The organism is Bacillus sp. AP50, assembly GCF_040492675.1.
In the GTDB taxonomy this organism is placed as follows: domain Bacteria; phylum Bacillota; class Bacilli; order Bacillales; family Bacillaceae_G; genus Bacillus_A; species Bacillus_A cereus.
Genome location: NZ_JBEUTW010000103.1, coordinates 1 through 24,237 on the forward strand (window position 1 = coordinate 1; position 24,237 = coordinate 24,237).

Sequence of the window (24,237 nt, forward strand, 5' to 3'; positions counted from 1 at the left end):
TTTTCGGAAAGTAGCTTTTCAAAAGCAGGATTAAATTTATAGAAGAATAATAAAGCGTTTTCAATGAATATTCGTCAAAATTCGATATTTTACACGGAAATGTGAAGAAAAACTAACATTTTTAAGAAAAAAACGAATGTTTTTTATAAATTAACAAGGATATTGCAGTTTTTCGCAGAAATAGTTAAAGTATAAAAAATTCTGTCATCTAAGTGAGGTGAGCATATTGAGTGTAATAAATTGTGAAGAAGTGAAACGAGATGAGTTTCATACAGAAAAGTACTATGAAAGTTATAACATCTTTGGCGCACATGTTGTGACGGAAGATGAGATTCAAGGGGTACGATTTACAGTGTGGGCTCCTCATGCGAAAGCAATGAGTGTTGTTGGAGATTTTAATGAGTGGGATTATGAGCAACATAAGATGCTACAAGTGACAGAAGAAGGGATTTGGTCCTTATTTATACCGCATATTGAAGAAGGAGAAATATATAAATATGCGATTGAAACGTTGGCTGGTGACGTCATTTTAAAGGCAGATCCGTATGCTATATATGCAGAAGTAAGACCGAATACGGCATCTGTAGTTTTTGATATAAAAGGATATGAATGGAATGATAAAAACTGGAATCGTAAGAAAAAGAAAAAACCGATTTATAAAGAAGCGATGACAGTTTATGAATTACATTTTGGTTCTTGGAAAAAGAAAGAAGATGGAACACTATATTCTTACAGGGAAATGGCAGAAGAACTCATTCCGTATGTGGTGGAACATCAATTTACACATATTGAAATTATGCCGCTTGTTGAGCATCCATATGATCGTTCTTGGGGATATCAAGGAACGGGATATTATGCAGCGACGAGTAGATTTGGTACACCGCATGATTTAATGTATTTTGTCGACGAATGTCATAAATATGGAATCGGTGTCATTTTAGATTGGGTACCGGGGCATTTTTGTAAAGATGCTCACGGTTTATATTTGTTTGATGGCACACCGACCTATGAATATAAAGATAAAGATGTACAAGAAAATCTAGTATGGGGAACTGTCAATTTTGATTTAGGAAAGAGAGAGGTACGTAATTTCTTAATTTCAAATGCGTTATTTTGGATGAGATATTTCCATATTGATGGTTTCAGAGTAGATGCAGTTGCGAACATGTTGTACTGGAATAAAGAAGGACAAGAGCAAAGTAATGAGTACGCTGTGTCATTTTTACGGGAGTTAAATGAAGCAGTGTTTGCAGAGGATGAAGATTTTCTTATGACGGCAGAGGATTCAACAGCTTGGCCACTTGTAACAGCACCAACGTATGAAGGTGGGCTTGGATTCAATTACAAATGGAATATGGGCTGGATGAATGACGTGCTGAAATATATGGAGTGTGCGCCAGAGTACAGAAAATATATTCATGAGAAAATGACGTTCTCTTTACTATATGCTTACTCTGAAAACTTCATATTACCCCTTTCTCATGATGAAGTCGTTCATGGGAAAAAGTCGTTATTAAATAAAATGCCAGGTGATTACTGGGATAAGTTTGCTCAGCTTCGTTTATTATATGGATATTTCTTTACTCACCCAGGAAAGAAATTACTTTTCATGGGAGGAGAATTCGGGCAGTTTGATGAGTGGAAAGACCTTGAAGATTTAGATTGGAATTTACATGATTTTGAAATGCATCGTTATATGCATGATTACTTTAAAGAGCTCATAGCATTGTATAAGCGCTCAAAACCACTTTGGCAGCTTGATCATTCGCCTGAAGGTTTTCAGTGGATTGATGCTAATAATAACGAGCAAAGTATTTTCTCGTTTATCCGCCAAGGGGATAAACAAGAAGATGCGTTAGTTATCGTATGTAATTTTACGAAAGCTACATATGAAAACTATAAAGTAGGTGTACCAGATTTCGAGTATTATAACGAGATTTTAAACAGTGATGCACAGCAATATGGCGGTTCGGGACAAGTGAATAAGAAACGTCTTAAGACGATTCTAGAACCGTACCATAATCAAGCAGCACATGTAGAGATTACAATTCCACCATTTGGCGTATCCATATTACGACCAGTGAAGACGAGAAAGGGGAGCAAAAAACAAGATGGCTCAAAAACAAAAGTGCGTAGCAATGTTACTAGCAGGGGGAAAAGGTAGTCGTTTAAGTGCATTAACAAAGAATTTAGCCAAGCCAGCTGTTCCATTTGGTGGTAAATATCGCATTATTGATTTTACGCTAAGTAACTGTGCGAATTCTGGTATTGAAACGGTTGGGATTTTAACGCAATATCAACCACTCGAACTTCATAATTATATCGGAATCGGAAATGCGTGGGATTTAGACCGAGTAAACGGTGGGGTCACAGTCTTACCTCCTTATGCGGAGTCTTCAGGGGTTAAGTGGTATACAGGTACGGCAAGTGCCATTTATCAAAACTTAAACTATTTAAGTCAGTATGAACCGGAGTATGTTCTCATTTTATCAGGCGACCATATTTATAAAATGGATTACAGTAAGATGCTAGATTACCATATTGAGAAAGAATCGGACGTATCCATTTCTGTTATTGAAGTACCTTGGGATGAAGCAAGTCGCTTTGGCATTATGAATACAAATGAAGAAATGGAGATTGTTGAGTTTGAAGAGAAACCACAATTTCCAAGAAGTAATCTTGCATCAATGGGAATCTATATTTTTAATTGGTCAATTTTGAAAGAGTATTTAGAGATGGATGCAAGAAACCCTGAATCTAGTAACGATTTCGGAAAAGACGTACTTCCGCTTTTATTGGATGAAGGGAAGAAGCTAATGGCGTATCCGTTTGAAGGATATTGGAAAGATGTTGGAACGGTGAAGAGCTTATGGGAAGCGAATATGGATTTGCTTCGCGATGAAACATCACTGAATTTAAATGATCGTAATTGGCGTATTTACTCTGTCAATCCAAACGAACCGCCTCAATATATTGCTGAAAAGGCGAAAGTAGAAGAATCGCTTATTAACGAAGGGTGCGTCATTGAAGGGGACGTGAAGCATTCTGTGTTATTCCAAGGAGTGACGGTGGAAGAAGGAAGTATGGTGATTGATTCTGTCGTTATGCCAGGGGCTAAGATTGGTAAAAATGTTGTGATTGAAAGAGCGATTGTTGGATCAGAAATGGTTATCGAGGATGGAACAATCATTCGTCCAGAAAAGAATGTTGACGATGTAGTATTAATTGCTGAAGGGAAATAGAAAAGGGGGATGAAATGAATGGGAGAAAAAATGTTAGGAATTATTAATGCAACGGGAAGTTTTCCTTCCTTAAAGAAAGTAACAGGGCATCGTTCACTAGCGGCGTTACCGTTTGGGGGCCGTTATCGACTCATTGATTTCATGCTTTCAAATATGGTGAATTCTAGTATTCATAGTGTGGCAGTTTTTACAAGCCATAAAAATCGTTCGTTAATGGACCATGTTGGTTCAGGAAAACAGTGGGATTTAGATAGAAAACGAGACGGACTATTTTTATTCCCGCCAAACTGCCAATGTGACCAAGATGAATTTGGGTCTTTTGCACACTTTAGAAGACATATTGATTATTTTCTAAGAAGCAGAGAAGAGTACGTTGTTATTACGAATAGCCATCTCGTAACAGCATTAAATTTTCAAGCGGTGTTAGAGCGACATATACATACGGCAGCTGATATTACGGAAGTTTGCCATGAAGGGGTTTCACTTCAAACATATGTGTTAAAGAAACAATTATTGTTAGACTTATTTGAGTCATATAAAGATGTGGAACAATACAGTTTATTTGATGTAGTGAGAGAAAAGCGCGGGAAATCATTACACATTGCTACATATGAACATACTGGATATGTAGCAATTATTGACTCGATTGAAAGTTACTATAAACATAGCTTAGAAATTTTGCAACCTGCTATTTGGAAGCAATTATTTAAGAAAGAAGCACCGATCTTTACGAAAGTAAAAGATGAGCCACCAACTCGTTATTTAAAGGGTGCAGTCGTGAAAAATACAATGATTGCAAACGGTAGTATTATTGAAGGGGAAGTCGAAAACAGTGTTGTTTCCCGTTCAGTTAAAATTGGAAAAGGTTCAATTATTCGTAACAGTATTATTATGCAAAAGAGCCAAATTGGAGATAACTGTATAATAGATGGTGTTATTATTGATAAAGACGTGAAAATTGGTGACGGTGTCGTATTAAAAGGAAACGCCGATGGGCCGTATGTTGTAGAAAAAGGAAGCGTACAAAACAGTACGATTAATAGTTATTCTTAAAAGAATCAGTGGGGGCTTTTTCCTCCACTGATTAAAGTTTTAATTTAAATGAAAACTCGAAGGGAGGAAGCTGCAAGAGGAGTAATAAAAACTTTTCGCGCAGTGGGACAACAAGTGAATATTTTATTTGCAGTATCAGAATGTGTACCGTTTGTGAAATCGGGAGGATTAGCTGATGTAGCGGGTGCGCTCCCAAAAGAGCTGAAAAAATTAGGAGTGGACGTTCGTATTATACTTCCGAATTATAGTCTCATTCCGCAAAAGTTAAGAGATGGATGTACGTTACATAAAGTAATTAACGTCCCGCTTGGGTGGAGAAATCAATATTGTGGAATTTTAAAAGGTGAGCAAGACGGAATTACGTATTACTTAATAGATAATGAATATTATTTTAAGAGAGATTCTCTGTATGGTCATTATGATGACGGAGAGCGTTTTTCTTATTTCTCAAAAGCGGTGTTAGAGTGTATTCCGCACCTTGATTTTGAAGTGGATGTTCTTCATAGCCACGATTGGCATACGGCTATGGTTAATTTCTTACTTCGTGAAAAGTATCAAGATAACCCGTTATATGAGCGTATTAAAACGGTATATACAATTCATAACTTACAGTTCCAAGGTGTATTTCCTCCTGAAGTAATGTACGACTTGTTAGAACTTGGTGATGAATATTTCCACAGTGAGCAGTTAGAGTTTTATGGGAATGTGAACTTTATGAAGGGCGGTATTATCGCTTCGGATCAAATTACAGCGGTGAGCCCGACGTATAAAGAAGAAATTCAATATGAATTTTTCGGTGAGAAGTTAGATGGATTACTGCGAAAATATAATGATAAGCTTAGCGGTATTGTAAATGGCATTGATACGAGCGTATATAATCCAGAAACGGATTCGTATATTAAGGCTCAGTATGATGCAGAGTCATTATATGAAAAAAGTGAAAATAAACGCGCTTTGCAGCGTTATTTTGGTTTGCCAGAAAAAGAGGATACACCAATTATTTCAATGGTAACGAGATTAACGAAGCAAAAAGGGCTTGATTTAGTACGTACTGTATTCCGCGAACTAATGGAAGAAGATGTACAATGTATTATTTTAGGTTCAGGTGATTCGGAATATGAGCAATTCTTTGAGTGGATGGCATATGAGTATCCGGAGAAGGTAAAAGTTTATATCGGATTTAATGAAGAATTAGCTCACCAAGTGTATGCGGGAAGCGATTTGTTTTTAATGCCATCGCTGTTTGAACCGTGTGGACTTGGACAACTTATCGCATTAGCGTACGGTACGATTCCAATTGTAAGAGAAACAGGTGGATTAAACGATACAGTACATTCTTATGATGAAGAAACAGGCGAAGGAAATGGTTTCAGTTTCACGAATTTTAATGCACATGACATGCTGCATACGATTCATCGTGCAATTGAATTCTATCACGATAAACCGGTATGGGAGCAGCTTGTAAAACAAGCGATGACTGAAGATTACAGCTGGGAGCAATCGGCTCTTGCTTATAAGGAATTATATAAAAGTCTCATGGAATAACATGTAGGTGGTGAAAAAATGTTTACTCATGTTGAAAGTTTTAAATCAACTTTTCTAGAAAAGTTAGAGACGATGTATGGTAAAAGTTTTAAAGATTCTACAACTCGTGATCAATATAATACACTCGGCCATATGGTACGTGAGTATATGAATAGTCAATGGATTGCAACGAATGAGAGTTATCGATCCGGAGAGCAAAAGCAAATGTATTACTTGTCTATTGAGTTTTTGCTTGGACGTTTGCTTGGAAGTAACATCTTGAATTTAGGTATTAGAGATGTATGCGAGCAAGGGTTATCTGAACTAGGGATTTCGTTACAAGAGTTAGAAGAAGTGGAAGCAGATGCAGGCCTTGGTAATGGTGGGCTTGGACGCTTAGCAGCCTGTTTTCTCGATTCACTTGCATCTTTAAACTTGCCAGGACACGGCTGTGGAATTCGTTATAAACATGGTTTGTTTGATCAGAAAATTGTTGATGGTTATCAAGTCGAATTTCCAGAACAGTGGCTTCTTCATGAAAACGTATGGGAAGTAAGAAGGCATGATCAAGCTGTAGAAGTAAGTTATTTCGGCAATGTTGAACCGCTAGAAATTGACGGGCGTTTAGAGTTTAGGCATACAAATGCAGAAGTCATTATGGCCGTGCCATATGATGTGCCGGTAGTTGGCTATGAGACGAGTACTGTAAATACACTTAGACTTTGGAATGCTGAACCAGTTCCTTTCCCGCAAAACTGCAAAGATATTTTGAAATATAAGCGTGAAACAGAGGCTGTATCGGAGTTTTTATATCCAGATGATACGCATGATGAGGGAAAAATACTTCGTTTAAAACAACAGTATTTCCTCGTATCAGCAAGTTTGCAAAATATCGTTCGAATGCATAGAGAAAGATATGGTGACCTTCGTCAACTACATGAAAAAATTGCGATCCACATTAACGATACACATCCGGTTTTAGCAATTCCGGAACTGATGCGTATTTTACTAGACGAAGAAAAGTTAGCATGGGAAGAAGCTTGGCACATAACGACGCAGACGATTTCTTATACGAATCATACGACGTTATCAGAAGCGCTCGAAAAGTGGCCAATTCACATTTTTAAACCGTTATTACCGAGAATTTATATGATTATTGAAGAGATTAATGAACGTTTCTGTCATGAACTTTGGGAACAGTATCCGTATGAGTGGGATCGTATTGAAGCAATGGCGATTATTGCACATGACCTTGTGAAAATGGCTCATTTAGCGATTGTCGGTAGCCATAGCGTAAACGGTGTAGCGAAAATTCATACGGAAATATTAAAGCAGCGGGAAATGCGATTGTTTTATGAATTTTATCCAGATAAGTTTAATAATAAGACGAATGGAATTGCTCATAGGCGCTGGCTTATGAAAGCAAATCCACAGTTAACAAATCTCATTTCAGAGGCGATTGGAACAGAGTGGAAGAAAGAACCGATTAAGCTTCAAGAGCTACAATTAGTTCAATATGATGCGAGTTTCCAAGAGAAATTTGCAGAGGTAAAGCAAGAGCGTAAAGAGATTTTAGCGGAGCGTATTCATAATACAATGGGGATTACCATTGATCCAAATTCTATTTTTGATGTGCAAGTGAAAAGATTACATGCTTACAAACGACAATTATTAAATGTTCTTCATATTTTATATTTGTATAACCGTTTGAAAGAGGATGCTAGTTTTACATTTTATCCGCGTACTTTTATTTTTGGAGCGAAAGCATCACCTGGCTATTATTACGCGAAAAAAATTATTAAATTAATAAATGAACTCGCAAGAAAAGTAAATAATGACCCGTATGTCAGTCAATATATGAAAGTTATCTTTCTAGAAAACTATCGAGTTTCTTTAGCAGAAGATATATTCCCGGCAGCGGATGTAAGTGAACAAATTTCAACGGCGAGTAAAGAAGCATCGGGAACAGGTAATATGAAATTTATGATGAATGGTGCGATTACACTCGGAACGCTAGACGGTGCTAACGTTGAAATAAAAGACCGGGTCGGTGATGATAACTGTTTCATTTTCGGTTTAACAGCCGAAGAGGTTCTTCATTACTATCAAAATGGTGGATATCGTGCAAGTGATTATTATCACCACAATGGGCACATTAAAAAGGTAGTAGATCAGTTAACGAATGGTTTCTTTGCACAGTCGGGAGCCGAATTTGAAGCAATTTACGATTCTCTCGTTATTCAAAATGATGAATATTTCGTTCTGCGAGATTTTGGTCCATATGCTGAAAGACAAGAAGCTGTCGGTAGAGCTTATGAGAACCGAACGAAGTGGCTAGAAATGTCGATTTTAAATATTGCACAGTCTGGTCATTTTGCGAGCGATCGAACGATTTTGCAGTACAGTAATGAAATTTGGGGTATTGGTAATGCAGTTAAACAGTTTTAAAGAGGTTGCTATATTGGGAGATATATTATCGATTTACCAACAGAAATGGATATTAATAAATAAAACGTGCTTAATAAAATTAAGCTCGTTTTATTTATTTTGCTTAAGAAAGAAATGGAACAGTGGTATATATGATACCTGCCCCATCATACTCTCCTGTCGCAAAGTATGAAAATGTAAAGAAACCTGTAACCGTAAAAATTACAATAAGGAAAAATGCGAAGATAAATTTTAACATGTAAGGTCCCCTCATCCAAAAATAACTTCATAGATTATTATAGTATACGAATATTTTATTTCCAATTGTTTACTGGTTAAAAATGAGAAGTCAGACATGTTTTGTATGTTGTAATGGAATGATTATTTGTAATGGATTTTGTGTTTTTTGTAAATGTCATGTTGTGATGGACGTGTGCATACTCCCAGTCATGATCATTAAAATTTATGTTTCGGGGAGGGAGAAGTGGAACGACATCGAATAAGTTGACGAAACGAAAGCTACTAGCTACTTGTAGTTTATAATAATTTCGAAAAGCGATATCTCCTACTTTTGGAGAAGCGAATGTATAAAGTCCATACTGTGCGAAGGCAGTATTTATACGTGCATCTAATATGTGTAATGTGGCAAGCGCGCCACCTAGACTATGCCCAGTAGCTAGCAGTTTTTTATGTGCTGGCAATGATACGAGCATATCCATAATAGAATCACGACAAGACTCATAAATAGAGAGAAAACCGTTATGGACATTTCCGCCATTTAAAGCATAAGGATAAGGTTTTTGATTGACGAGAGAATCAATAATCCAATCTGGATCTGTTTGAGTGCCTCTGAAGGCAACGATAATTGTATCCTCAGATTCTAATATAAATCCGAACCATTCTGTTGTTTGAATTGCCTTTCCTTGAAAACCTTGTACATATTGAAAACCATCTGGTATTTCGAAAATACCATTTTGTTTATATTGTTCATACGTTAACTCACAACAAGAAGCTAACAGTATGGCAGTTTCTTTATCAAAGGATAAAGGAGTACGCATTAAGGTAGCCCTCCTTAAGAAAAGGTATAGTTTAATATATGCGGTGAGGAACTTGATTCATTCTTTTGGAGGTGGGGAATAGCTTGTATCGCTTACCTAAATCAGTGGAGGAAATTATAATGTCAAAATAAAACAGTGCCTGATAAGGGCACTGTTTACTCTTTTTCATCTCAAGGAATCGACTTTTTTAGTTATTCTTAATGAACTGACGCATGCGTTAGTTGCATAAGTAAGAGGTTTGAAAAAATAGCCTGTATATATTTGAATGATGAATAACTTACCTATTTTCTTGTGTTTGTTTGCGTTACATACAGAAAAAATTCGGAAAATAAAACATATTATTTATCTGTTTGTTTTTGCTTCTTTTTCAAATACTCCGTACGCAATTTTTCAAGTTGCTGCTTTTTATCAAATTTGGCAGGCTTCTGTTTTTCATGGAACTTTGCCACAGCTACCTGACTTTTGGAATCCAATTGATATTTTCCCACTTTGTTCACCTACTTTTCTTGTCTCTAAAGAGAATCTACTCAACAAATATAATATACCTTATTTTCCTTAAGTAAACCTTATTACTTTATTTTAACTGCTTTTTCTCGTTTGTAGACGTAAATTAAAACACCCTTTCACTTTATTACTGCAAGCAAGGGTGTTTTAATTTTATTATTTTATTAGTTGATGGCCATGCCCAAATAAGGGCGCAGTTTACTCTTTCCCATCTAGTAAACGACCAAGGCCACCTAATACACTACCTTCGCCAGTACTTTGCGCTGCTGGGCTTGTAAGGCGTGCTGCTAATCGGCTAAGTGTTAAGGACTGAATCCAAACTGTTCCAGGTCCTTCTAACGTTGCGAAGAATAAACCTTCGCCGCCAAACAGAGCTGTTTTTACTTTACCAACGAATTCAATATCATAGTTAATATCTTTTGTCATGGCAACGAGACAACCTGTATCAATGCGAAGTTTCTCACCAGGTTTTAATTCACGTTTATATACAGTTCCACCTGCGTGCATGAAAGCAAGACCGTCACCTTCAAGTTTCTGCATGATGAAACCTTCACCACCGAAGAAACCAGTTCCTATTTTTTTCGTAAATTCAATTCCGATAGAAACACCTTTTGCGGCACAAAGAAAGGCATCTTTTTGACAAACTACTTTTCCTTGATATTCTGTTAAATCTACAGGAATAATTTTACCAGGATAAGGAGCAGCAAATGAGACGTGGCGTTTGCCGTGACCTGTATTTGTAAATACAGTCATAAACATACTTTCGCCTGTAACGAGACGCTTACCAGCGCCCATTAATTTTCCGAATAAACCTCCAGATGGGCCAGAACCATCACCGAAGATTGTTTCCATTTCTATGTAATCTTCCATCATCATCATTGCGCCAGCTTCTGCGATCACGCTTTCTTCTGGATCTAACTCAATTTCAACAAACTGCATATCATCGCCATATAACTTATACTCAATTTCGTGTGCTCTCATTTTTTTCACCTCGTATGTAATAGATACTTATATTGTACAGAATTTAATAGGATTAGAATACTTTAGTTTTGTTAATTTTCAAATAAAGTGGAACCAACCAAAACTGATTATCAGCTCCCGCCAATCAAGCTGTCCGCAAATGGCGAGATAATATATGAATATGGAAATTCAACATTATATTAAAATTATAAAAAAATGGTGGAATGAAAGTGTTCTCATTTGACGTTTTTGATATAGCGTGATATAGTGAAATCACTATTGAGCTACATAATGTGGTACGGAAATAAAGCACGTTGAATTAAAGGCTGTAAGCTTGTTATACATTCATGTCCTTTATATCCACCTTTTCATGTGGATTCATAGTTTCATTTTTATTTAGGAGGTACATGACATGCAAACAGGTAAAGTTAAATGGTTCAACAGCGAAAAAGGTTTCGGTTTCATCGAAGTTGAAGGTGGAGACGATGTATTCGTTCACTTCTCAGCTATCCAAGGTGACGGATTCAAAACTTTAGAAGAAGGTCAAGAAGTTTCTTTCGAAATCGTTGAAGGTAACCGTGGACCACAAGCTGCTAACGTTACAAAAAACTAATTAGCTAGCGATAAAAAGCATTCCGATTTTCGGAATGCTTTTTTTTATTCTTTGGAACTCGACTCATTTGAAGACAATTCGCCCTTAAACGTACGCTCTTCAAAGTCATCAAGCATTTGTTCATATTCTTCATGTTCTTCCGTAGCGAAAACTTGCGGATTTTTTCCATACATATCTGTACCAATAAAGTTTTCGAAATCCTCTACGTAGCCTACGTTTTCTTCACTATTTACGTACATGCCATTATAGTTTTTCGAATCTTGTCTTTCTAAATCAGATGGTGTTTCAGATGTTCCGTAATTAGCAACATCTTGCCATGCATCTTCTGCATCATATTCAACAGAACGATCTTCATCATGTTTGTGGAAAGAAGGAGATAACACTTCTTCTTCGACTGGTCGTGTATTCATATTTAGCTTATTTGTCGCGTGCTGGATGCATGTTGTAGCAGTCGGCATTGCTTCTAATCTTTCAAATGGAATTTCTTCGCCAGACACTTCGCAAATGCCGTACGTACCCGCTTCTATTTTTTGCAAGGCATGTTTCGTATCCTCTAGCTGTTTATGCCAAAGTTCAATAAGCCCGAAGTCTTTTTCACGTTCATATAGCTCTGTTGCCATATCAGCTGGATGGTTATCATAGCTAGATAATTCTCCAACAGACTCACGTTCAGATGCACGATCTTCATTTTCGTGTGTTTGTATCGTTTGCTCTAGTTCGTGTTTTTGTTTTTCTAAAACGGATTTAAATTGATTTATTTGTTGTGGAGTTAACATAGTCGTCCACCTTCCTACAATTCAGTTTCTTTACATAGTATGAGCGTTGCGAGTAGGAATTATGAGATGAATTTCAGATATGAAAAAGGAGCCGCATAAGCAGCTCCTTTTATAGAAAGTATCCAAGTAATAATCCGATTCCCATGAGGAGACCGAAGATCGTATTTGTTTTTGCTGTTGCAATCATCGCAGGTACCATTTCCATTGGAATGCTTTTGCCGATAAAGCCTTTCGTCGCTTTAAATGCTTTCGGTGCACTTAAAAATACGATAAGCATCCATGGTGATACGATGCCCACGATAATTAAAGCAATTGTCCAAATGTAGGAAACGATGAACATAGAAGCAAGTACACCAACCGCTCTTTCACGTCCAACGAGAATTGCTAACGTTTTACGACCGTTTTCTTTATCGCCATCTAAGTCACGAATATTATTAGCTAGTAAAATGGCACCAATTAAAATGGAGCTTGGAATAGATAGTAAAATGACTTCTGATGTTACAGTTCCAGTTTGAATAAAGAATGAAATTCCAATAATGATAACACCCATAAATAATCCGGCTGTTAACTCTCCAAATGGTGTATAGGCAATGGGAAGTGGGCCACCCGTGTAAAGGTAAGCAACGGCCATACAAACAAGACCGATTGCAGCAAGCCACCAGCTAGAATTCATACAAATATAAACACCTAATAGTATTGCGATGCCGAAAAATCCAAATGCTAAGTTAAGCACTGTTTTTGGCTGAATGCCATCGCGAACGATAGCGCCGCCGATACCAACTGAACCTTCGTGATCGAGTCCTCTTTTATAATCAAAGTATTCATTAAACATGTTTGTTGCTGCCTGAATGAGAAGACAAGCAAGAAGCATTATAAGGAAAAGAGGGAGATGGATTTGATTTATACCTCCGACCTGCATTGCATAGGCTGTTCCGATGAAAACAGGAACGAAAGCTGCTGTTAATGTATGGGGACGTAGTAAACTCCACCAAATGCGCCAGCCTGTTTGCTTGCTTGGTTTTGGCGCCGTAGGAGAGGAATTCGTTTCGACGTTCATTTCCATGTTGAATCCTCCTTTGGTCACATATTGTACACAACTAAGTGTAGAAAAAGCATCATTTAGTGTCAACGTTTATTTTCTAGGAAGAGAAGGTGAATTTCTCAGAAATGCTAAACGTTGACAGGCCTTTCGTTTGAGGTGTATCTTAAAATCAAGCGTAATTATGACTATTTTTCGCCCATAGGGGGGAGACAATTGTGATTCAAACGAAACAAAAAGGCTTGCAAGAAGTTCTTAGTGCAGCCATTAAGCATGCAACTGATGAAAAAATATTGGTTAGTTTTGTAAAACAAATAGACTGGATGGATCCGCTTCTGTTTTATGCAGCAGGAAAAAGGATTGCATTGGAAAATAGATGTTATTTCGCAGATCCAGCTCAGCATGTAATATTTGCTGGAATTGGCTCTGTTTTCACTATAGCAAATTCTTCTCACAAACGCTTTCAAGCGGCTCGTGACGAGTGGGATAAAGTAAAAGAGAAAGCATTTGTACAAAGAGAAAAATATGAATTTGGAACAGGTCCTCTTTTATTTGGTGGATTTTCATTTGACCAAGAAAAAGAGAAAACGGACTTATGGAAAGAATTCGATGATACGACATTTTCACTACCAGCATTTTTATTAACTGTAAAAAATGAAAAAGCATGGTTAACGATGAATACATTCGTTTCAGCAACAGATTGTGCAGAAACTCTTTATAACGAAATTGTTTCTTTAGAAGAGAAAATTTTTGGGGAGAGTAAATGTGCATTAGAAGGATCGAAATTAACAGTTACTTCTAAAGTGGAAGTGGATCCGAAAGGCTGGATGAAAGCCATTGAGAAAGTGCAAGATGAGATGAAGCAGGGTAACGTGCAGAAGGTTGTATTAGCGAGGGAGCTAAAAGTAGAAATGGATCATCATATTGATTCTGCTCTTGTTTTAGAAGCACTTCGCATTGGGCAACCGGATTGTTACGTATTTTCTTTTGATTATAAAGGAGCATGCTTCTTAGGAGCGACGCCAGAGAGGTTAATTCGCAAAGAAGATGAGAAGTTTACTTCGATGTGTCTTGCTGGTTCAACTGGTCATGGTCAATCTATAGAAGAAAGTAAGCGAAATAGTAATGCGCTTCTTCATGATGAAAAGAATTTAGCTGAACACGGTTATGTTGTGAACATGATCAGGTCGGTATTAAATGAGCACTGCGAATACGTTAATATTCCGGAGAGTCCAGGTCTATTAACAACGAAAAACTTAATTCATTTATATACGCCTGTAGAGGCAAAAGGCACTGCGAGTCTTTTAACGATGGTAGAAGAATTACATCCAACACCAGCTCTTGGCGGGACACCTCGTTTGGAAGCGATGAAACTGATTCGTGATGTTGAATTGTTAGACAGAGGATTATATGGTGCACCGATTGGCTGGATAGATGATGAAGGAAATGGTGAATTTGCGGTTGCACTTCGCTGCGGATTATTAAATGGCGAGAAAGCATCCTTATTTGCCGGTTGCGGGATTGTAATTGATTCAGTACCGCAACTTGAATATGAAGAGACAAGTTTGAAGTTTAGACCGATGCTTGGTGCTTTGGAGGAATTAATGAAATGAACAATCATATAGAAGCATTATCATATTATTTAGGCGCGTTCGTGGATGAACTGACGCGTCTAAATGTATGTGATGTTGTCATTAGTCCAGGCTCACGGTCAACGCCGATTGCTCTACTAATGGAACAACACGAAGGAATGAACACATATTTACATGTAGATGAAAGATCTGCAGGATTTTTTGCGCTCGGTATCGCAAAAGCGAAAAAACGTCCGGTTGCATTATTATGTACGTCAGGAACGGCAGCAGCGAACTACTATCCAGCTGTATGTGAAGCTTTCCATTCACGAGTGCCGCTTATCGTCTTAACAGCAGATAGACCGCATGAATTAAGAGATGTCGGTGCACCACAAGCGATGAATCAATTTAATTTATACGGTACGTTTGTGAAGCAATTTACAGAGATGGCACTTCCAGAAGCGAGTGAAGCGATGTACCACTACGCTCGCATGACAACGCAGCGCATGATAGCAAGTGCTTGTTTAGCGCCGCAAGGACCTGTTCATCTTAATTTTCCAGTTCGTGAACCGCTTATCCCGGACTTTTCATTAGAAAGTTTATGGGATAAAGGACGCGGGGAATATACAGGAGTAGTTCAGCAAGGGAACGTGGTGATGCCGAGTGAATATGTAGATTCTCTTGTAGGGCGCCTTTCACATATGGAAAAGGGGCTTATTATTTGTGGAGATGATAGTCATTCAGAAATCGCAACGTTTGCAACGCAACTAGCTGAAAAAACGGGATACCCAATATTAGCAGACCCACTTTCTAATATTCGTAGCGGACACCACGATAAAACGATGGTAATCGACTGTTATGATACATTTTTACGAAATGAATTGTTAAAAGAGACGTGGAAGCCGGACGTTTTAATTCGTTTTGGTGGTATGCCTGTTTCGAAAGCATTAACGCAGTTCATTAAAAAACAAACGAAAGCTGTTCATATCGTTGTTGACGAATCTGGACAATGGAGAGATCCAGCTCTTGTTGCGACAGAAGTTGTACAGGCAAGTGATATTGCATTTTGCAGTACATTAATAGAAAAAATGCCAGTTATGAAAAAGAATGATTGGTCCCAAATGTGGCAACATATAAACGAAAAAACGAAGGAAACGCTTCGTGAAATGGAAACATATGAAACTGCATTTGAAGGAAAAGTCATTACAGATATTGTACGCGTATTACCAGAAGGAGCAACGTTATTTGCGAGTAATAGTATGCCAATTCGTGATACAGATTCATTCTTCTTCACATCAGATAAAAATATTCAAGTGATGGCAAACCGCGGTGTAAATGGGATTGATGGCATCATTTCGACAGCTTTAGGAGCGAGCATGATTTGCGATCCACTTGTATTAGTAATTGGTGATTTATCATTTTATCATGATTTAAACGGGCTGTTAGCAGCGAAATTACATGAATTAAATATAACGATTGTCGTTGTAAATAATGATGGTGGGGGTATTTTCTCATTCTTACCACAATATGAGAAAAAGGAACACTTCGAATCGTTATTTGGAACGCCGATTGGGCTTGACTATGAGCATGTTGTTAAAATGTACGGTGGTTCATTTAGCCGTGTAAATGGTTGGGAGCAATTCCGGGAGGAAGTACAAAAGGGAGCAACGACAGAAGGTTTACACGTTGTAGAAATTTGTACGAACCGTGATGAAAACTTAACGTTGCACCGTACGTTATGGGCAAAAACACAGGACGTAATTACTACATCATTGCAAGGTGAATCAAAATGAAAGTAACGCTGCAAGGTGTATCGTATGAATATGAAGTAGTCGGAAGCGGGGAACCACTTCTACTTCTTCATGGTTTTACGGGAAGCATGGAAACGTGGCGTTCTTTTATCTCTTCATGGAGTGGGCAGTTTCAAGTTATTGTAGTGGATCTTGTTGGACACGGAAAGACCGAGAGTCCTGAAGATGTTGCGCATTATGACATTCGAAATGTGGCATTGCAAATGAAAGAACTATTAGATTACCTTCATATTGAAAAAGCACATATACTTGGCTATTCAATGGGCGGTAGACTGGCGATTACGATGGCGTGTCTATATCCAGAATATGTACGTTCTCTTTTATTAGAAAATTGTACAGCTGGACTCAAAAGTGAAGATGAGCGAAAAGAACGCTGTGAAAAAGATGAGCGACTTGCCGATAAAATTGAGCGAGAAGGCATAGAAAGTTTTGTATCGATGTGGGAAAATATTCCGCTGTTTGAAACGCAAAAACGTTTAGCAAAAAACGTACAAGAAGCGGTGCGAAAAGAACGACTTGCTAACAATCCAAAAGGACTTGCAAATAGCTTGCGCGGCATGGGAACAGGGGCTCAGCCTTCATGGTGGGATGAGCTACACAACTTGAAAATACCTGTTCTTTTAATGAACGGAGAGCATGATGAAAAGTTCTTTCGCATATTAAAAAACATCGAAAAATGCGTCTCTGATGCGAAAATTGTCAAAATTGATGGTGCTGGCCATGCAATTCATGTGGAACAACCGGAAAAGTTTGATACAATAGTAAAGGGATTTCTAAAAACTATGCAGTGATGCTTTTTTCAGTTAAGAATGAAGTTACACTTATAGAGGAGATCAGAAATATACAAGGAGGTAGTTGTAATGGCTATTGAATGGGTAAAAGAAGGCAATTACGAAGATATTATTTATTCAACATACAATGGTATCGCAAAAATTTCGATTAACCGTCCTGAAGTACATAACGCATTCCGTCCAAAAACGGTAATGGAGTTAATCGACGCTTTTGCACAAGCTCGTGATGATGCAAATGTTGGCGTTATCATTTTAACAGGTGAAGGTGGACGTGCATTCTGTTCTGGCGGCGACCAAAAAGTTCGTGGTCATGGTGGATATGTAGGTGACGACCAAATCCCACGTCTAAACGTATTAGACTTACAACGTCTAATTCGTGCAATTCCTAAACCAGTTATCGCAATGGTAGCAGGTTATGCAATCGGTGGAGGACACGTACTTCATATCGTATGTGACTTAACAATCGCTGCAGACAACGCTGTATTCGGACAAACAGGTCCTAAAGTAGGAAGCTTTGACGGTGGATACGGAGCTGGTTACTTAGCTCGTATGGTAGGCCACAAGAAAGCTCGCGAAATTTGGTACCTATGCCGTCAATACAGTGCTGGGGAAGCGCTTGATATGGGCTTAGTAAATACAGTAGTACCATTAGAACAACTTGAAGCAGAAACAGTACAATGGGCACAAGAGATCTTAGCAAACAGCCCAATGGCACTTCGTTTCCTAAAAGCTGCATTCAACGCAGACACAGACGGTCTAGCTGGTATTCAACAACTAGCTGGAGATGCAACGTTATTGTACTACACAACTGACGAAGCAAAAGAAGGTCGCGACGCATTCAAAGAAAAACGCAGTCCGGACTTCGGTCAATTCCCTCGTTTCCCTTGATCAAATCAAAAGCGGAAGCGGCTCGCTTAGAATATGAGGGGGATGGAGCTTCTGACGTAGAGGCGTTTTTTGCCCCGTAGGAAGAAGTGAAGCCACCGAACATTCTAGCCGCTGTAGCTGGATGAAATTAAAAGCGGAAGCGGCTCGCTTAGAACAAGAGGGCGTTGGAACTCCTGACGTAGAGGCGCTTTTTGCCTCGTAGGAAGGCGTGAAACGACCGACTGTTCTAGCCGCTGTAGCTAGATGAGATCAAACCGGAAACAAAACAACTAAGAGACTTGATGTCACATCAAGTCTCTTTCTTTCATGAAAGGAGAATGTATGATGGAGACGATGCCAAATTGGTTAAAGCAACGTGCATTTTTAACACCAGATCGTACTGCAATTGAAATAGAGGAAGAGAAAGTTACTTTTATGCAGCTGCATGAAAAAGTAGTATCTGTTTGTGAACACCTCACGCATGTAGGAGTGAAGCGAGGGGAAAAGGTGGCTGTTCTGATGAAAAATGGTATGGAGATGATTACAGTTATTCACGCCCTATCGTACGTAGGGGCAGTAGCTGTGCTTTTAAATACGCGTCTTTCAAGAGAAGAGCTACTTTGGCAAATGGATGATGCTGAAGTTATTTGTTTAGTGACCGATCAAGAATTTGATGCTAAAGATGTTCCTGTCTATTCATTCGCCGAAGTGATGAATGGACCAAAAGAGGAAGCCTCTATACAAGAAGAATTCTCTTTAGAAGAAGCGATGACGATTATTTATACGTCAGGGACGACAGGGAAACCGAAAGGCGTTATTTTAACATATGGAAATCACTGGGCCAGCGCGGTTGGCTCTTCGCTTAATTTAGGACTTCGTGATGATGATTGCTGGTTAGCGTGTATGCCGATGTTCCATGTTGGCGGGTTATCTCTTCTAATGAAAAATATTATGTACGGCATGCGCATTTTACTCGTTCCGAAATATGATGCTGATTTTATTCATACAGCACTTCAAACGAGAGGCGTAACGATTATTTCAGTCGTATCAAAAATGTTAACTGATTTATTAGAGAGACTTGGAGAAGAAACATATCCTTCTTCTTTACGATGTATGTTACTTGGCGGAGGACCAGCGCCAAAACCGTTACTCGAAACATGTGTAGATAAAGGAATTCCTGTGTATCAAACGTACGGTATGACAGAAACGTCTTCGCAAATTTGTACGTTGTCCGCAGATTACATGTTAACGAAAGTAGGATCAGCTGGAAAGCCACTATTTCAGTGCCAACTTCGTATTGAAAAAGACGGCGTAGTAGTGCCGCCACATGCGGAAGGTGAAATCGTAGTAAAAGGACCGAACGTAACAGGCGGTTATTTTAACCGTGAAGATGCGACGCGTGAGACTATTCAAAACGGATGGCTTCATACTGGCGACCTCGGTTATTTAGATGAAGAAGGATTTTTATACGTATTAGATCGCCGCAGTGATTTAATTATTTCTGGCGGAGAGAATATATATCCGGCTCAAATTGAAGAAGTGTTGCTGTCCCATCCAGCGATAGCGGAAGCTGGTGTTGTAGGTATGACTGATGATAAATGGGGACAAGTACCCGCTGCTTTTGTTGTGAAAAGCGGGGCGGTAACAGAAGAAGAAATTCTTCACTTTTGCGAGGAGAAATTAGCGAAATATAAAGTGCCGAAGAAAGCATGTTTCTTAGAGGAATTACCACGTAACGCTTCGAAAAAATTGTTAAGACGAGAGTTAAGACAATTAGTGGAGGAGATGTAGGTGGAAATAAAAAAAGCGACACTGTATATAACGGAAATGCCACTCGTAATCCCGTTTGCTGCAAGCTACGGGACTTACGAAAAGCGTGAGAGTATCGTTATTGAATTAGAAGATGAAGACGGGTACATTGGATTTGGCGAAGTCGTTGCGTTCTCTGAACCGTGGTATACGGAAGAAACGGTGAAGACGGCGCTGCATGTACTGCAAGACTTTTTAATACCTGATTTATTAAAGGCTGAAATTTCTCATCCGAATGAGGTACCGGGTCTATTTCAACATATAAAAAGAAACCGAATGGCAAAGGCCGGAATTGAAGGGGCTGTTTGGGATTTATATGCGAAGTGTCAAAAGAAATCGTTAGCGACAGTGCTTGGCGGAACGAAGTCTGAAATTGAAGTCGGCGTTGTAATTGGGATCAATACGATTCCGGTTATGTTAAAACAAATCGAGAAGTACGCAGAAGAAGGATACGAGCGTTTTAAAGTGAAAATAAAGCCAGAGCATGATTACGAATTATTGAAAGAGATTCGAAAAGAGTTTCCGCATATCCCGCTAATGGCAGATGCAAATTCAGCATATACATTAGGGGATACGGAGAGGCTGAAACGACTAGATGAATTCCAATTAATGATGATTGAACAACCGTTAGCCGATTATGATTTTCTTGATCACGCGGAGTTGCAAAAGAAAATTGAAACGCCGATTTGTTTAGATGAAAGTATTCATAGTTTAGAAGATGCACGCGTTGCGATTACCCTTGGTAGCTGCCAAATTGTGAACATTAAACCAGGGCGAGTGGGCGGATTAACAGAATCGGTTCAAATCCATAATTATTGCATGGAGCACACCATACCCGTTTGGTGCGGCGGTATGGTGGAGATGGGGATTTCAAGAGCACAAAATGTTGCGCTTGCCTCATTGCCGAACTTTACGATTCCAGGCGATATATCTGCTTCTAGCAGACATTGGGAGCAGGATATTATTTCGCCGGAAGTGACGCTTAAGGGCGGAAAAGTTATGGTGCCGCAAAGTGTTGAAGCTGAGTATGAAGTAGACCGCGGAAGGTTGGCGGAGATCACGAAACAGCGAATTGTTTTGGAGCGGTAACTTGAGTCTTTAAAGTAGCGGGCGAATTTCGTTGTTAATTGTCGGTAAGTCGATATATTTCAATAATCGCTGATATAATGCGAGTTACGGTCGATATAATTGAGAAATCGCCGATATAATTCAAGTTATGGTCGATATATTTGGAAAATCGCTGATATAATTTTATTTACAAAGGTTACTCTAACGGGTAACCTTTTCGTATTGTACAAATTGGATAGACTAGTTTACAATCGAGCGTATAAAAGGGGGAGTAAAATGAAGCGCATTTCAATTTTAATAGTGGATGATGAGGCAGAAATTGCTGATTTAATTGAGATACATTTAGAAAAAGAAGGGTACCACGTCGTGAAGGCAGCAGACGGGGAAGAGGCTGTTCATATTATTGAAACGCAGCCAATCGACTTAGTGGTTTTAGATATTATGATGCCGAAAATGGATGGGTATGAAGTGACGCGTCAAATTCGCGCGAAGCACCATATGCCAATCATTTTCTTAAGTGCGAAAACTTCGGACTTTGATAAGGTGACAGGTCTTGTATTAGGCGCAGATGATTATATGACGAAACCTTTTACACCGATTGAATTAGTTGCGCGTGTAAATGCACAATTACGTAGGTTTCTTACATTAAATCAGCCGAAAGTAGCGGAGAATAAATCTGCTTTAGAGATAGGCGGAGTTATTATTGATCCTGAGCGAAGAACAGTGAACGTCTATGGAGAGCAAATTGAGTTAACACCGAAAGAGTTTGATATTTTATATTTATTAGCGAGCCATCCGAAGAAAGTGTATAATGTGGAAAATATTTTTCAGCAAGTATGGGCAGATGATTATTATGAAGGCGGAAATACAGTTATGGTACATATTCGTACGTTGCGGAAAAAGCTTGGGGAAGATAAAAGAAAGGATAAATTAATAAAAACAGTGTGGGGAGTAGGTTATACTTTCAATGGCTAATATGATGAAAAGTTTTCGATTTAAAATGATTGCCTTATTTGCGTTAAGTATGGTGCTTGCAGCAACTGTAACTTATATAATTTATAAAGGATTGCAGCTGTATTATAAAACGATGGTTCGCTACGAAGAGCCTTTAGCGCAATTTAGGTCAGTGGTAAGGGAAGTTGGGGACATTAACTTCTTTTTAATTTTCTTTATTCCGTTATCTATTATCTTTTTCTTCTTTTTGACAAAACCGTATTTAAAGTATTTTAGTGAGATTTCTAACGGGATTCATCATCTTGCGAACGGTAACTTTACGAATAAAGTTCAAGTTTCATCAAACGATGAGTTTGGAGATATCGCACGTGAAATAAATGTTGCGAGTGAAAAGTTAAAAGAAGCGGTGGAAAGAGGAGACTTTGCTGAAAGTAGTAAAGATCAGCTCGTTGTAAACTTAGCTCATGATTTAAGAACTCCATTAACATCCGTGTTAGGGTATTTAGATTTAATTCTTAAAGATGAGAATTTAACAAAAGAACAAATTAAACATTTCTCCACAATTGCATATACGAAATCGCAAAGGCTCGAAAGTTTAATTGATGAGTTATTTGAAATTACACGTATGAATTATGGCATGCTAAAGCTGGATAAAAAGCCGATTGATATAAGTGAACTACTTATACAGTTAGATGAGGAATTGTATCCTTTATTAGAGAAACATCATTTACAAGCTAGGTTGAATATTGATCCTCATTTGCCAATTAACGGTGATGGAAAATTGTTAGCTAGAGTATTTGAAAACTTGTTAACAAATGCCGTTCGATACGGATATGATGGGCAATTTGTTGATCTGAATGGGTATATCGATAATGGAGAAGTTGTCGTACAAGTTATGAATTATGGAGACAGCATTCCAGAAGAAGATTTACCGTATCTTTTTGATATGTTTTATACAGGTGATAAATCGAGAACTGAGAACCGTGGCGGGACAGGCCTTGGACTGTTTATTGCGAAAAATATTGTTGAGCAGCATAACGGTACAATTTCTGCTGAAAGTAATGTAGTTAGAACAATGTTTGAAGTGCGATTGCCAAAAGACGAAAACTTAACAATTTAATAAAAATTTAAACTTTACCCCACTTTTTATTTTAATAGTTTTTTCTATTCTATACGTAAGTTACGTTAAGGAGGAACTAGAAATGAAAAAGTGGGTATTTATTTCTTTTTTTATAGCATGCACAGTATGTGTAGGCTTTTATATATCACCGTTATTTCAAAAGGAAATCGATGTTAAAATTGTCGGAAAAGATGAGCTAGTAAAGGCGGCAAATACCGAGAGGAAAGAGATTACGAAGGAACAAATTTATAAGGGTGATTTATTATTAGTTAATAGGGATTATCCAGTAAAAAAAGATAGTATTAGGTCTGATATTATAAATGTAAATCATAATAGTGAATTAGTAAGAGGCTACGTAATATTTGATAGAAATCTTCGTTTATCAAAGTATGTTGTAAAAAAGTTTTTGAACGTTGTCGATGCGGCTGGAAAAGATGGCGTACAGCATTTCTTAATGAGTAGTGGGTATCGAGATTTTAAAGAACAAAGTAAATTATATAAAGAAATGGGATCTGATTACGCGCTTCCAGCAGGATATAGTGAACATAATTTAGGATTATCACTAGACGTTGGATCAACGCAAAAGAAGATGGAGAAAGCGCCTGAAGGAAAATGGATCGAAGAGAACGTATGGAAGCATGGCTTTGTATTACGTTATCCGAAAAATAAAAGTAACATTACTGGAATTCAATATGAGCCATGGCATATCCGTTATGTTGGCCTACCTCATAGCGCAATTATGCAAAAAAAGAATTTCACACTAGAGGAATATTTAGAGTTTTTAAAAGAGGAAAAAGAGGTTTCAACTGAAGTAGAAGGTAAGAAATATACTGTTTCTTATTATAAAGTTTCTGAGAATACGAAAGTGAACGTTCCAGCAAACAAGCAGTATGAAATTTCCGGGAACAATATGGATGGGGTTATTGTGACGGTTCAGGAATAGAGAAGAAGGCTGTGCCATTTGGGACAGCCTTTTCTTATATAAGAAAGGAATTGACGTTTCTTGTCGGTAAATCGATATTCCTTGTCGAATCGTTAATATATTGTAAG

21 protein-coding genes are annotated in these 24,237 nt (G+C 38.1%); 15 read left to right on the top strand and 6 right to left on the bottom strand.

From position 1 onward, the window contains the following. The first annotated feature begins 226 nt into the window (after positions 1-226). The 5 genes from glgB to glgP all read left to right on the top strand — a co-directional run bounded on the left by glgB (position 227) and on the right by glgP (position 8,267). Positions 227-2,164 carry a 1,4-alpha-glucan branching protein GlgB gene (glgB, locus tag ABWK52_RS09305; RefSeq protein ID WP_000111398.1) on the top strand — a complete coding sequence of 646 codons (1,938 nt, stop codon included), beginning with the start codon at positions 227-229 and terminating at the stop codon, positions 2,162-2,164. Continuing rightward, positions 2,112-3,242, top strand: coding sequence for a glucose-1-phosphate adenylyltransferase (gene glgC, locus ABWK52_RS09310; protein ID WP_000057604.1), 1,131 nt, complete (start codon positions 2,112-2,114; stop codon positions 3,240-3,242). The genes glgB and glgC overlap by 53 nt, the downstream gene beginning before the upstream one ends. Before the next feature lie 18 nt (positions 3,243-3,260). Next, positions 3,261-4,295 carry a glucose-1-phosphate adenylyltransferase subunit GlgD gene (glgD, locus tag ABWK52_RS09315; protein ID WP_000504164.1) on the top strand — a complete coding sequence of 345 codons (1,035 nt, stop codon included), beginning with the start codon at positions 3,261-3,263 and terminating at the stop codon, positions 4,293-4,295. Between the two features lie 114 nt (positions 4,296-4,409). Continuing rightward, entirely contained in the window at positions 4,410-5,840 is a 1,431-nt protein-coding gene (gene glgA, locus ABWK52_RS09320; RefSeq protein ID WP_048568044.1) for a glycogen synthase GlgA, read from the top strand. Positions 5,841-5,858: 18 nt separating this feature from the next. Beyond that, positions 5,859-8,267 (top strand): glycogen phosphorylase, encoded by a 2,409-nt coding sequence (gene glgP / locus ABWK52_RS09325; RefSeq protein WP_000494096.1) that lies wholly within the window; start codon positions 5,859-5,861, stop codon positions 8,265-8,267. A 103-nt stretch (positions 8,268-8,370) separates the two neighbouring features. Here glgP and ABWK52_RS09330 read toward each other — a convergent pair whose 3' ends face one another. The 4 genes from ABWK52_RS09330 to ABWK52_RS09345 all read right to left on the bottom strand — a co-directional run bounded on the left by ABWK52_RS09330 (position 8,371) and on the right by ABWK52_RS09345 (position 10,789). Continuing rightward, entirely contained in the window at positions 8,371-8,505 is a 135-nt protein-coding gene (locus ABWK52_RS09330) for a hypothetical protein (protein WP_000911065.1), read from the bottom strand. 76 nt (positions 8,506-8,581) lie between these two features. Next, positions 8,582-9,304, bottom strand: coding sequence for a lipase family protein (locus ABWK52_RS09335; protein ID WP_001260134.1), 723 nt, complete (start codon positions 9,302-9,304; stop codon positions 8,582-8,584). 338 nt (positions 9,305-9,642) lie between these two features. Continuing rightward, entirely contained in the window at positions 9,643-9,792 is a 150-nt protein-coding gene (locus ABWK52_RS09340) for a hypothetical protein (protein ID WP_000521639.1), read from the bottom strand. Positions 9,793-10,006: 214 nt separating this feature from the next. After that, positions 10,007-10,789, bottom strand: coding sequence for a TIGR00266 family protein (locus ABWK52_RS09345; protein ID WP_025709976.1), 783 nt, complete (start codon positions 10,787-10,789; stop codon positions 10,007-10,009). A gap of 391 nt (positions 10,790-11,180) precedes the next feature. On the opposite strand from ABWK52_RS09345, the gene cspD reads away from it, so the two are divergent. Further along, the gene (gene cspD, locus ABWK52_RS09350) at positions 11,181-11,381 is read left to right on the top strand and encodes a cold-shock protein CspD (protein WP_001193054.1); all 201 of its coding nucleotides are present in this window, start codon (positions 11,181-11,183) and stop codon (positions 11,379-11,381) included. Positions 11,382-11,425: 44 nt separating this feature from the next. Here cspD and ABWK52_RS09355 read toward each other — a convergent pair whose 3' ends face one another. Next, positions 11,426-12,157 carry a yteA family sporulation protein gene (locus tag ABWK52_RS09355; protein ID WP_000957365.1) on the bottom strand — a complete coding sequence of 244 codons (732 nt, stop codon included), beginning with the start codon at positions 12,155-12,157 and terminating at the stop codon, positions 11,426-11,428. 109 nt (positions 12,158-12,266) lie between these two features. Continuing rightward, a complete protein-coding gene (locus ABWK52_RS09360; protein ID WP_000425740.1) occupies positions 12,267-13,220 on the bottom strand; it encodes a 1,4-dihydroxy-2-naphthoate polyprenyltransferase in 954 nt (317 codons plus the stop codon). A 194-nt stretch (positions 13,221-13,414) separates the two neighbouring features. Here ABWK52_RS09360 and ABWK52_RS09365 point away from each other — a divergent pair, with 194 nt between their 5' ends. The 9 genes from ABWK52_RS09365 to ABWK52_RS09405 all read left to right on the top strand — a co-directional run bounded on the left by ABWK52_RS09365 (position 13,415) and on the right by ABWK52_RS09405 (position 24,130). Further along, complete coding sequence (locus ABWK52_RS09365; RefSeq protein WP_000616750.1) at positions 13,415-14,809, top strand: isochorismate synthase; 1,395 nt, start codon at positions 13,415-13,417, stop codon at positions 14,807-14,809. After that, positions 14,806-16,560: a 2-succinyl-5-enolpyruvyl-6-hydroxy-3-cyclohexene-1-carboxylic-acid synthase gene (gene menD / locus ABWK52_RS09370; RefSeq protein ID WP_001059220.1), complete on the top strand. Its 1,755-nt coding sequence runs from the start codon at positions 14,806-14,808 to the stop codon at positions 16,558-16,560. The genes ABWK52_RS09365 and menD overlap by 4 nt, the downstream gene beginning before the upstream one ends. Next, complete coding sequence (gene menH / locus ABWK52_RS09375) at positions 16,557-17,369, top strand: 2-succinyl-6-hydroxy-2,4-cyclohexadiene-1-carboxylate synthase (protein WP_098541248.1); 813 nt, start codon at positions 16,557-16,559, stop codon at positions 17,367-17,369. Before menD ends, menH begins: the two co-directional genes overlap by 4 nt. A 69-nt stretch (positions 17,370-17,438) precedes the next feature. Beyond that, on the top strand, positions 17,439-18,257 hold the full coding sequence (gene menB, locus ABWK52_RS09380; protein ID WP_000963884.1) for a 1,4-dihydroxy-2-naphthoyl-CoA synthase: 819 nt from the start codon (positions 17,439-17,441) through the stop codon (positions 18,255-18,257). Between the two features lie 324 nt (positions 18,258-18,581). After that, on the top strand, positions 18,582-20,027 hold the full coding sequence (locus ABWK52_RS09385; protein ID WP_000449541.1) for an o-succinylbenzoate--CoA ligase: 1,446 nt from the start codon (positions 18,582-18,584) through the stop codon (positions 20,025-20,027). After that, entirely contained in the window at positions 20,028-21,134 is a 1,107-nt protein-coding gene (gene menC, locus ABWK52_RS09390; RefSeq protein WP_030028912.1) for an o-succinylbenzoate synthase, read from the top strand. A 255-nt stretch (positions 21,135-21,389) separates the two neighbouring features. After that, positions 21,390-22,088: a response regulator transcription factor gene (locus ABWK52_RS09395; RefSeq protein WP_000822516.1), complete on the top strand. Its 699-nt coding sequence runs from the start codon at positions 21,390-21,392 to the stop codon at positions 22,086-22,088. Beyond that, positions 22,081-23,187, top strand: coding sequence for a HAMP domain-containing sensor histidine kinase (locus ABWK52_RS09400; protein WP_000002610.1), 1,107 nt, complete (start codon positions 22,081-22,083; stop codon positions 23,185-23,187). Before ABWK52_RS09395 ends, ABWK52_RS09400 begins: the two co-directional genes overlap by 8 nt. Positions 23,188-23,269: 82 nt before the next feature. Then, a complete protein-coding gene (locus ABWK52_RS09405; RefSeq protein WP_000759395.1) occupies positions 23,270-24,130 on the top strand; it encodes a D-Ala-D-Ala carboxypeptidase VanY in 861 nt (286 codons plus the stop codon). Positions 24,131-24,237: the final 107 nt, after the last annotated feature.

What these genes read in the sequence shown, in the direction of transcription:
- glgC (WP_000057604.1), top strand. Translation starts at nt 2,112, where the DNA reads ATGGCTCAAAAACAAAAGTGCGTAGCAATGTTACTAGCAGGGGGAAAA.
- glgD (WP_000504164.1), top strand. Translation starts at nt 3,261, where the DNA reads ATGGGAGAAAAAATGTTAGGAATTATTAATGCAACGGGAAGTTTTCCT.
- glgP (WP_000494096.1), top strand. Translation starts at nt 5,859, where the DNA reads ATGTTTACTCATGTTGAAAGTTTTAAATCAACTTTTCTAGAAAAGTTA.
- ABWK52_RS09330 (WP_000911065.1), bottom strand. Translation starts at nt 8,505, where the DNA reads ATGTTAAAATTTATCTTCGCATTTTTCCTTATTGTAATTTTTACGGTT.
- ABWK52_RS09335 (WP_001260134.1), bottom strand. Translation starts at nt 9,304, where the DNA reads ATGCGTACTCCTTTATCCTTTGATAAAGAAACTGCCATACTGTTAGCT.
- ABWK52_RS09345 (WP_025709976.1), bottom strand. Translation starts at nt 10,789, where the DNA reads ATGAGAGCACACGAAATTGAGTATAAGTTATATGGCGATGATATGCAG.
- cspD (WP_001193054.1), top strand. Translation starts at nt 11,181, where the DNA reads ATGCAAACAGGTAAAGTTAAATGGTTCAACAGCGAAAAAGGTTTCGGT.
- ABWK52_RS09355 (WP_000957365.1), bottom strand. Translation starts at nt 12,157, where the DNA reads ATGTTAACTCCACAACAAATAAATCAATTTAAATCCGTTTTAGAAAAA.
- ABWK52_RS09360 (WP_000425740.1), bottom strand. Translation starts at nt 13,220, where the DNA reads ATGGAAATGAACGTCGAAACGAATTCCTCTCCTACGGCGCCAAAACCA.
- menD (WP_001059220.1), top strand. Translation starts at nt 14,806, where the DNA reads ATGAACAATCATATAGAAGCATTATCATATTATTTAGGCGCGTTCGTG.
- menH (WP_098541248.1), top strand. Translation starts at nt 16,557, where the DNA reads ATGAAAGTAACGCTGCAAGGTGTATCGTATGAATATGAAGTAGTCGGA.
- menB (WP_000963884.1), top strand. Translation starts at nt 17,439, where the DNA reads ATGGCTATTGAATGGGTAAAAGAAGGCAATTACGAAGATATTATTTAT.
- ABWK52_RS09385 (WP_000449541.1), top strand. Translation starts at nt 18,582, where the DNA reads ATGGAGACGATGCCAAATTGGTTAAAGCAACGTGCATTTTTAACACCA.
- ABWK52_RS09395 (WP_000822516.1), top strand. Translation starts at nt 21,390, where the DNA reads ATGAAGCGCATTTCAATTTTAATAGTGGATGATGAGGCAGAAATTGCT.
- ABWK52_RS09400 (WP_000002610.1), top strand. Translation starts at nt 22,081, where the DNA reads ATGGCTAATATGATGAAAAGTTTTCGATTTAAAATGATTGCCTTATTT.
- ABWK52_RS09405 (WP_000759395.1), top strand. Translation starts at nt 23,270, where the DNA reads ATGAAAAAGTGGGTATTTATTTCTTTTTTTATAGCATGCACAGTATGT.